This window comes from Reichenbachiella sp., assembly GCF_039944555.1.
Lineage (GTDB): Bacteria > Bacteroidota > Bacteroidia > Cytophagales > Cyclobacteriaceae > Reichenbachiella.
Genome location: NZ_JBDUYN010000004.1, coordinates 766,014 through 775,548, shown reverse-complemented (window position 1 = coordinate 775,548; position 9,535 = coordinate 766,014). Strand labels below are relative to the sequence as shown.

The following is a 9,535-nucleotide window of genomic DNA, read 5'->3' as shown; positions in this document are numbered from 1 at the left end:
TATTAAAGTCAATGGAAGACAATATGGGCTAGCTACTAACTTTAGTACAAGCGCATTCAACTTGCTAAATTTCGGTGAAACTTGTAATGCAACTCCTTCACTAAGCACCGCCTCAGAACCACAAATATCTTATTCGCAATCTGGTAGCCAGCCCGTTGAATTTATATCTCATAGTTCCAACGGTAATCCTCAGCGTTCAATAGAGTTTATTTCCGTATTAGGCAATCTGGCTCCTGCAATCTCGCTTACAACGACCAACGAATGCGTCACTCAATCCAATACCTTTACCCCCATAGATGGTGGAGGACTTACCTATGCTTGGGACTTCGATAACAATGGGTCTACTGATAGTACTGACCCCGCACCGAGTTACACTTTTGGATCAACAGGAGAACACATAGTTAAACTATCGGTCAATGACGGTACTTGTACTAATATTGTCAGCAATACTGTTTCTATTTTCCCAATACCACCAACGCCGTCCTTTACTATTGAAACTCTACCAGTGAATTGCACTGGTCAAGACATTGTATTTACCAACACAAGCAATGAATCGAATCATTCTGGTGCCACACTTACATATAGCTGGAATTATAATGGGGAAGGAAATACCACAAACAGAGATGGCTCCTATAATTTTAGTTCAGCTGGAGCAAAAACCATTACCCTCACGGCTGCTATACCAGGTTGCTCAACACTTAGCGCTCCTTTAAATATTAACTTAGTCGCAGGCCCTTCAGTCGATTTTTCATATGGCAACAAATGCCTTGGAGATGTGACACAATTTACCAATCTTACTATAGGAGACAATATCACTGGTCAAACCTGGGATTTTGGTGACCTAAATGGAACAACTGATCTTTCACCTACACATGAATACGAAGCTGCTGGAAATTTTAACGTTTCACTAACGGTAGACAACCTAGCCGGTTGTAGCAATTCCTTAATTATCCCTTTAACAATCGACGACCGACCAAAAGCTGCCTTTAATATGGGAGTGGGATGCGAGGGCCAAATAGTCGGATTTGAAGATCAATCTACTGTAAGCAGTGCTAACATCGAGTCTTACGCTTGGGATTTTGGTGGACAGGGTTCATCAATCGAAGAAGACCCCCTATTTATATTCGAAACACAAGGCACTTATCAGGTTAAGCTAACCGTAGCAAGTACTTTTGGGTGTGCGGATGAAGTGACTAAAAACCTAAATGTGCAACTGGCTCCAGTAGCTGCATTTGATATTGATCTGGGCTGTTTGAATGCTAGCACACAATTTATTGACCGGACCGACACGGAAGTAGAAAATCCAATTAACATTTGGTACTGGGATATCAATGGCGATATCATTCCAAATACTCAAAATCCGGTAGAGATATTTGATACTCCAGGTGATTACACCGCTACTCTCACCGTAACCCCTGGTAACTTATGTATTAGCTCTGTCTCACATGATTTCACAATTCATGAGCTTCCAGTGGCAGACTTCACAGTAGATAAGACTTGTGATAATGAGTTTACATCTTTCACGGATGCTTCTACGTTATCCACTACCTCAATTATAGCTTACAGCTGGCAATTTGGGGACGAAGGTACTGGCAATAGCAATCCTACTGCTTTCAATTTTGACAAAGCAGGTGACCATCTGATTAGTTTTACTATAACCGATCAGATAGGATGTGAGAGCAGCGCCTTCCAAACCATAACCATCAACCCATCACCTGTAGCGGCTTTTACTGTAAACAAAGACATTGGACCGGCCCCGCTATTAATTGATTTTACAAATACTTCTACAGGGGCAACAAGCCATTTTTGGAAATTTAATGATGCTGCCCAGACCACTAGTATAGAAACTAATCCTGATTTTACTTATTCCAATTTAGGTGACTATACTGCTGAGCTTATCTCCACAAATGATTTCGGCTGCAGTGATACCACTTCAATACCTCTTACAGTGGCTGAACCGTTATTAGACCTGGAACTCATACAAGTCAGCCAGGAAGAATCTGAAGGGAGGACAAGTCTTTCTCTGACTGTAAAAAATAGTGGCAATGTGGTCATCAACGGGTTTGATATTAGAATTGACTTAGATAACAATTCTTCAATCTTTGAAAGCTATGAGGGAACACTTCTGAGAAACCAAACCATCAACTACCCACTCAATTTTACTTTTTCAACAGCCAACAACAATATTGGCTATACCTGCATTAGCGTGATTGATTTGGAAGAAGGACAGAGTGACATCAATATTGTCAATAATGAAGGATGCATCGATTTTGAACAAAAGATCATCGTAGAAAATTCGTATCCCAACCCAGCAGAGAGTGGTGCATCTAAGGTACGTCTAAATATGATACTACCTACTGAATCTCCTGTCCAAATCTTCCTGTTGGATGCTACTGGTGGTATCTTATATGAGAATGTCTATTCTGATACATCACTAGGCCTCAATAGCTTCTTTCTTGATGTGTACTCTTTAGAACAAGGATTATACTTCATCAAGGTAGTTTACGATAATGTACAGTCTACTCAACGATTCGTTAAACTCTAGACATTTAATATTAATACCCTTTCCACAGTTTGACCATTTCCGACATTACAAATGAATAGTTCAAAAAAAGTCTTAAAATGTCCGAAAGCAGTCATTTGTGCATTAAGGGTCGATTTTTCATAAGGTAGCCCACAATCCGGCTTGTTCTCAAAGAGTCAATCTACTACCCGTTAACTCAAATTAAAAACATTCTATTGAAATAATAATATTTCATTATTAAGATAGAATAAATACTAATCTTACTAATTTTGAACCGAAGAATATTTTGCAAATGCTAATGATCGGCAACACAAAAATCGACAAGACAGACCGGAAAATTCTGAAGATTTTACAAGCTAATGGTAAAATTACCAATGCTAAATTATCTGAAGAGATAGGATTGTCTCCTGCCCCTACTCTTGAAAGGGTCAAAAAACTCGAAAACTCAGGTATTATTAAGAGCTATCATGCTGAACTAGATTCTGCCATGCTTGGGCTCGGGGTAAACACTTTCGTACAAGTTTCACTAAAAGGGCACAATAAGCCCAACATTGAAACTTTCCTGTCAAAAATCAGGGATATAGAGGAAATTATTGAATGTCATCACATTACAGGCTCTGGAGATTTTATTCTGCGGATTGTAGCTAAAGACATCGCCTCCTATCAACAATTGATGTTGGAAAAAGTAAGCGATATAGATATAGTCGATAGTTTGCAGTCTATGGTGATACTTTCTACCTTTAAAAACAGTAAGGAAGTACCCGTACCAGCGGATAACTAAGTCTGTATGACAAAAGAAAAGAATCTGATTTTGAATGCCATTCAAATCGAACAACGTATCGTGAGGATGGCATACGAAATCTATGAAAACAATCTAAGCGAAAAGCATCTCATGATGGCCGGTGTTTCAGACAACGGCTATGTTTTTGCCTCGATGATGAGCAAAGAGGTGGAAAAAATTTCTCCATTAAAAACATCCGTAGTTAGGGTGGATATCAACAAGGCCGCCCCTTTTACAGACGATGTTCATATAGATAATTTAGCCGAAAAAGAATTGGTCAAAAAACCAATCGTATTATTTGATGATGTGCTTAACTCTGGTAAGACGGCTGCATTTGCGCTAAAAGCTTTTCTAAACACAAACATCAAAAAAATAGAAGTTGCTGTAATGGTTAATCGCAGCCACAAGGCCTTCCCCATCTATCCTAAATATAAGGGATATGAACTAGCCACAACTATCAATGAGCACGTGGAAGTGATCCTAAAGGGAAAGGAAAAGGGAGTCTATTTATTTTAGGTTATTATTCAGTCCCTTTCTCCGGATAAAGCACCACTTGAATAAAGCTCTCGGTGTTAAGATACTTCTTAGCTACTCTTTGAATATCTTCAGCGGTCAAATCTTCAATTCTCTGATCCAACCAACTCACCTCATTATAATCATAATTATTGATATGATAGATTTTAAGAACATTCATCCAATAGTTATTTGTTTTCCATTTCAATTCCTGATCTCTTCGTTGAGCTTCTTTAATTTTATTCAGGTTTTCTTCGGTAACACCCTCATCCCGAATTTTACCAATCGCGTCCAAAGTTGATTCTACCAGCTGATCTACGTTCTCTGGACCACAAGGAAAACTGACAGTGAGCTCGTAATTTTCATAAGGCGTTTTACCGGCGGAACCAGAAGCTCCAACGCCATAAACACCACCTTTTTCTTCACGGAGGATTTCAATCAAACGAATATCCAATATTTCACTCAAACATCTCAAATAATAGGCCTCTTCACGCCTGAATTCCATATCGCCTGTGAAAATCAAATTGACAGAACTCTTAGGCTCTGTACCTTTATAAATCTTTTTGTCAACCATACCTACAGGTGGCCTAACCCCTCGATCCACCCAAGTTTCTTCCCTTGTGGAGTCAATAGACCCTAAATATTTTTCCACTAGTGGAATCAAAATCTCCTCATCAATATTGCCGATGAACCAAAATGAAAAATCACCGGGACTTGCAAATCTCTCCTTATAAAAGGCAAGCGCATCGTCCAAATCTACTTTTTGCAAATCCTCAACGGTCGGAATACCCCCTCCTCTCATATTATTCTGTGAAAGAATTTTTGCCATTTGATCCTGATAGTAATAATTCGGATCTGACATCACATTAGATAAAAAGGCCATATTACGTTGCATGAGAGATTGAAAAGCAGTTTCATCTCGCCTTACCTCAGTGAAATACAAATAAACCAGCTGAATCAAGGTCTCTAAATCTTTTGGGGATGCACTTCCCCTAAATCCGTTATTCAGATCACTCAGGTAAGGCTGAACTCCAACTGACTTGCCTGCGAGAACCTTCTGAAGGTCCGTGTAGGAATAGTCTCCGATACCACTTAGACCAACAATATTGGTGGCGAAAGACGCAGACCAGTAATTTACATCTTCGGCTATTGAGATTCCTCCTTCCCGATGTGCCATAAATTGAATTTCGTCATTTTTATAATCAGTCTTTTTTATAAATACTTGCGCTCCGTTCGACAATTTTAATGTCGTGACATCCAAATTTTCAATTCTTGATTTTTCAACTACCTTTCCAGGTACCGGCTCGGTTTTAATCAATTGATCATCCAAAATAGACTCTTTCAAGGCATTGGGAGCACTTTCGTCAGACGCTTGCACCCAAGCGAGTAAGTCAGTTGTTGTCGGCAGTTTAACATCTTCTTTATCTGGAGCAGTCAGATAAACCACTCTGTTATCATCTGTAATTTGCTCGCCGATGACTGTATTGACCTCTTCAAGTGTAATACCTTCAAGGTATTTCTTAGTAAACTCATATTCATATGTTATGCCTGGTACGGGTTCTTTTTCGAGAAAATGTCCAACGAGTTCATTGACAATTGATTCAGATTCAGTTTTATCTCTTTCTTTATACGCACTTTCATAGGCCTCCATGAGTTTGAGTTTTTCGGTCTTTAGTTCTGAAGACGTAAAACCATGCAATTCCACTCTTTTGATTTCGTTCATTAAAGTGCTTATGCCACCCTCCACATCATCTGGCCTTGGTACAGCAAAGCACGAAAAAGCGCTTTTACTACGGGTAATAAATGATCCAATAGACGTGGAAGCGTATAAGTATGGAGGATTGGCTTCTTGTAATAAATCTCGTAAGCGCTGATTAACCATGGAGGTAAACAAAGACTGAATGAGACCCTTTCTATAGTCCTCACCGGTTGCCAAATCCTTTGCCTCAGATTTGTACATGATATTGAAAATAATATTCGTTGCCTCCTTGTCTGACGCTACAGCCACCAGTGGTTCGCTATTGTCAGGCACTTCGATTTCTTCGCGAGGCCTTGGGTTTGCGGGATTTACAAACTCCGAAAAGTGCGTCTTTATCTTAGCCTCCATCTTATCAACATCAATATCTCCAACGGCGATGACTGCCATCAAGTCAGGACGATACCAATCACCATAAAACCTCTTGATTACTTCGGGTCTGAAGGTTTCCAGAGTCTCTTTAGTTCCTATGGGTAACCTATCCGCATACTTTGAGCCCTTGAAAATTACGGGAAGATACTCCTGTACCATACGCATTTGAGCACCTTGCCCCAGCCTCCACTCTTCAATCACTACACCTCGTTCTTTTTCTATCTCCTCACTATCAAACAGAAGTCCTCCACCCCAATCTTGAAGGATAGTCAGACCTTTATCTACTATTTGCTCGTCATCCGACGGAATAGGTAAAATATAAACCGTTTCATCGAAAGAAGTGTAAGCATTCAAATGTGCACCAAATTTCACCCCCACGGATTGCAAGTAATCTACCAGATCATTCTTGGCAAAATGATCAGAACCATTGAATGCCATGTGCTCTGTAAAATGAGCTAAGCCACGTTGATCGTCATCTTCCAACACAGATCCAGCATTCACAACCAACCTTAGCTCTACTCTATTCTCCGGTTTAATGTTCTTCTTAATGAAGTATTTTAATCCGTTGCTCAAGGTGCCTGTTCGAATTGAAGAGTCAAAGGGTATTTTTTCTTGAAGGCTAAATTCCTGCCCTTTTCCCTCCAGGGAAATAAAAAGAATAAGAAAAAAAAGTAAGAGTCTTTGCAGATTATTCATATAATGGAATTTGATATTTATTAATTATAGCCTGATTTGAGCTTATATAATAGTATTCTTTGATTGAAGGCTCCTTGGCAATTTCAGCTGTTATTTATTGTTTCAGTCGGAAGTAAAAAGAGGCATAGGTTCTGTTCAATTTTACATGAGTACACAGACCATTTACATACGTATGCGTATTTCTACCGTCTTCAGAATATAAAGTATAAACATGCTCGTCGTCTTTTTTTATAATCAGGTTTTCAGCGAATTGTTGAGAAAACGTCTTGTCTCTGCTGCCTGGCTCAGAAAAATACAATTCTGGCACTGAATAGTCAATATGATCTGTACCCATGTCTTCCTTAAAACCATTTACTTCGACCACATACTCTCCATCTTCAATCCACACCTTAGATTTAGTCCTGGAACTCCCATTCAATTTACTTTCGGCCGTACCACTGACTAAACGACCATCTACATATAGTTCATTTAATGTGTAGTCTACAGTAAAAGTCAACAACATCCTTATGGAAGTTTTACTTTCAATGGAATAGAATACCGAATCGCCGCTTACTCTCTTTTCTGTTACCAAATGTCCTACATTTTTGTCCCCTTTGATTACCTCATACTCCAGGCGCTGCGCGTACGCTGGATATAGACAACAAATCAATAAGGCCATTGAAGCTATAGTAAGAATAGATATTCGACAGGGAAATTTCAATGCCGTCATTAAAGAGATATTACGTTTTGTCCTAAGATTTAATCGCGAGGGAAGTTAATCCAGTTTTTGTAAATGAGAATCTTAATTTAACTAAATTTATTACTCCACTAAAGTTCTTGAAAGATGGCGACAAAACACTATAGTAATGATAAGGTCACGGTCAAATGGCAATCAGATCTTTGTATTCATTCAGAAAAATGCTTCCACGGTTTATCTAATGTGTTCAATCCTAAAGAAAGGCCTTGGGTCAACATCGAGGGTGCCTCATCAGATGAAATTATTGCACAGGTACACAAGTGCCCCTCAGGTGCTTTGTCCATACCAGATGAAAAAGAAACAACGATTGATCATGAAACTATAGTAGAAACTATGCCCAATGGTCCATTAATTGTCTATGGCAACATGAAAATAAAGCACGCAGGTGAAGAGACCATAAAAGACAGCAAGGTGACGGCCTTTTGCCGATGTGGTGTTTCTGAAAACAAACCCTTTTGTGATGGATCTCATAAAAAAATTGATTTCACTGGCTAGTTTTTAACCCTATCTTTGCGCAATGAATGAGGTAGCAATATTGACAGATCTAAGAAAGTCGTCGAAAGAAGAGATTTCGGAGTTCCTTATTGGAATCGGGGAGAAGCCATTTCGTGCCAAACAAATACATGAATGGATCTGGAAAAAGTCAGCCACCTCAATAGATGAAATGACCAACTTATCGCTTACGACGCGCGATAAACTCAAAGCTCACTTTGTCATCAGACCTGCGAAAATAGAAAAAGAACAGAAAAGTAACGACGGCACGATCAAGTCTGCGTTGAAACTTCACGACAATCACCTGATTGAGAGTGTATTGATTCCTCAGGAGGAACGTATGACAGCCTGTGTATCGTCCCAAGTCGGTTGCTCACTTAGCTGTAAGTTTTGTGCTACCGGATATATGGATCGAGAAAGAAACCTGGATGCATCCGAAATTTACGATCAGGTAGTAACAGTGGCACGACAGGCAGAGGAAAACTTTGACAAACCCCTTTCCAACATTGTATATATGGGCATGGGTGAACCGCTACTCAACTATAAGAACGTGCTTGAATCAATCGATCGCATCACGGCATCCGATGGTCTCAATATGTCCCCAAAACGAATCACCGTTTCGACTGCCGGTATTGCCAAGATGATCAAGAAACTGGCTGACGACGAGGTAAAATTCAACCTTGCCCTTTCCCTTCACGCCGCCAATGATGAGAAGCGAAATAAAATCATGCCAATCAACGAGACCAATACATTAGATGCTTTGAGGGTAGCACTCAACTATTTTTACAAAAAAACGGGAAACAAAATTACTTTTGAATACATCTTGTTTTATGATTTCAATGATTCTCTTCAGGACGCCATGGAACTGTATGAGTTTTGGAAAAGGGTACCTGCCAGAATTAATATCATTGAGTATAACCCAATAGCAGAGGCAAATTACAAAAATGCAGACGCCGATACGTTAGACGATTTCACCAAATTCTTGACCAACAAGGGTGTAAATGTACATGTGCGAAGGAGTCGGGGGAAGGATATTGACGCCGCCTGCGGTCAATTAGCCAACAAAAACTAGGTTTTACTTACTTTGACATGAACCAGATTAAGTTTATCCTTTAGCGCCTCATATTTTTCTGGCTCTATCCGACCAAAAAGTGTACATGCAGCCAAAAATTCTTGGTTGTTAATTTCTACTCCGAAATCATTGATTATTCGCAGCACATCATTGGTTTTTTCATAGCCATACTCTACTACGAAACTTTGCTTGATTTGGATCACTTCAATTTCAGCCTTACTGAGAGCGTCCTCTGCCGCCGTTTTGTAAGCATGAATCAAACCGCTCACCCCTAGTTTCGTGCCACCAAAGTACCGGACTACAACGACTAGCGTATTGGTCAAATCAAATGATCTTATTTGTCCCAGGATCGGATCACCTGCGGAATGGTTCGGTTCTCCGTCATCATTAGCTCGAATGAGTTTCTGATTGCCGTCATTAATCAAGTGTGCATAGCAGTGATGACGGGCATCATAGTATTCCTTCTTTAGTAATTCTATTTTGTTTTTGACATCCTCTAGGGAATTTACATGGTAGGCAAAACCCAGAAATTTGCTTCCTTTCTCTTTATAAAATCCTTCAGTAGGTGATTTGATGATTCGATAGGATTTCAT

General features: G+C 39.6%; 8 protein-coding genes. 5 read left to right on the top strand and 3 right to left on the bottom strand.

Annotation, left to right across the window (positions count from 1 at the left end; all coding sequences use genetic code 11):
• The 3 genes from ABJD64_RS04840 to ABJD64_RS04830 form a co-directional block, all read left to right on the top strand.
• Positions 1-2,545, top strand: a 2,545-nt coding sequence (locus tag ABJD64_RS04840) for a PKD domain-containing protein (protein ID WP_348177974.1), incomplete at its 5' end; no start/stop codon positions are given.
• Positions 2,546-2,822: 277 nt separating this feature from the next.
• Entirely contained in the window at positions 2,823-3,305 is a 483-nt protein-coding gene (locus tag ABJD64_RS04835) for an Lrp/AsnC family transcriptional regulator (protein ID WP_348177991.1), read from the top strand.
• Positions 3,306-3,311: 6 nt separating this feature from the next.
• Positions 3,312-3,821 carry a phosphoribosyltransferase family protein gene (locus ABJD64_RS04830; protein WP_348177972.1) on the top strand — a complete coding sequence of 170 codons (510 nt, stop codon included), beginning with the start codon at positions 3,312-3,314 and terminating at the stop codon, positions 3,819-3,821.
• Between the two features lie 4 nt (positions 3,822-3,825).
• On the opposite strand, the gene ABJD64_RS04825 is transcribed toward ABJD64_RS04830, so the two are convergent.
• Entirely contained in the window at positions 3,826-6,642 is a 2,817-nt protein-coding gene (locus tag ABJD64_RS04825; RefSeq protein WP_348177970.1) for an insulinase family protein, read from the bottom strand.
• Positions 6,643-6,736: 94 nt separating this feature from the next.
• A complete protein-coding gene (locus tag ABJD64_RS04820) occupies positions 6,737-7,351 on the bottom strand; it encodes a DUF6134 family protein (RefSeq protein WP_348177968.1) in 615 nt (204 codons plus the stop codon).
• A 114-nt stretch (positions 7,352-7,465) separates the two neighbouring features.
• Between ABJD64_RS04820 and ABJD64_RS04815 the strand changes: the two genes are divergently transcribed.
• A complete protein-coding gene (locus tag ABJD64_RS04815) occupies positions 7,466-7,873 on the top strand; it encodes a (4Fe-4S)-binding protein (protein ID WP_348177966.1) in 408 nt (135 codons plus the stop codon).
• A gap of 22 nt (positions 7,874-7,895) precedes the next feature.
• On the top strand, positions 7,896-8,942 hold the full coding sequence (gene rlmN, locus ABJD64_RS04810) for a 23S rRNA (adenine(2503)-C(2))-methyltransferase RlmN (RefSeq protein ID WP_348177964.1): 1,047 nt from the start codon (positions 7,896-7,898) through the stop codon (positions 8,940-8,942).
• Here rlmN and ABJD64_RS04805 read toward each other — a convergent pair.
• Positions 8,939-9,535, bottom strand: coding sequence for a YigZ family protein (locus tag ABJD64_RS04805; protein WP_348177962.1), 597 nt, complete (start codon positions 9,533-9,535; stop codon positions 8,939-8,941). The two genes, rlmN and ABJD64_RS04805, sit on opposite strands and share 4 nt — an antisense overlap.

What these genes read in the sequence shown, in the direction of transcription:
- ABJD64_RS04805 (WP_348177962.1), bottom strand. Translation starts at nt 9,535, where the DNA reads ATGAAATCCTATCGAATCATCAAATCACCTACTGAAGGATTTTATAAA.
- ABJD64_RS04825 (WP_348177970.1), bottom strand. Translation starts at nt 6,642, where the DNA reads ATGAATAATCTGCAAAGACTCTTACTTTTTTTTCTTATTCTTTTTATT.
- ABJD64_RS04820 (WP_348177968.1), bottom strand. Translation starts at nt 7,351, where the DNA reads ATGACGGCATTGAAATTTCCCTGTCGAATATCTATTCTTACTATAGCT.
- rlmN (WP_348177964.1), top strand. Translation starts at nt 7,896, where the DNA reads ATGAATGAGGTAGCAATATTGACAGATCTAAGAAAGTCGTCGAAAGAA.
- ABJD64_RS04815 (WP_348177966.1), top strand. Translation starts at nt 7,466, where the DNA reads ATGGCGACAAAACACTATAGTAATGATAAGGTCACGGTCAAATGGCAA.
- ABJD64_RS04835 (WP_348177991.1), top strand. Translation starts at nt 2,823, where the DNA reads ATGATCGGCAACACAAAAATCGACAAGACAGACCGGAAAATTCTGAAG.
- ABJD64_RS04830 (WP_348177972.1), top strand. Translation starts at nt 3,312, where the DNA reads ATGACAAAAGAAAAGAATCTGATTTTGAATGCCATTCAAATCGAACAA.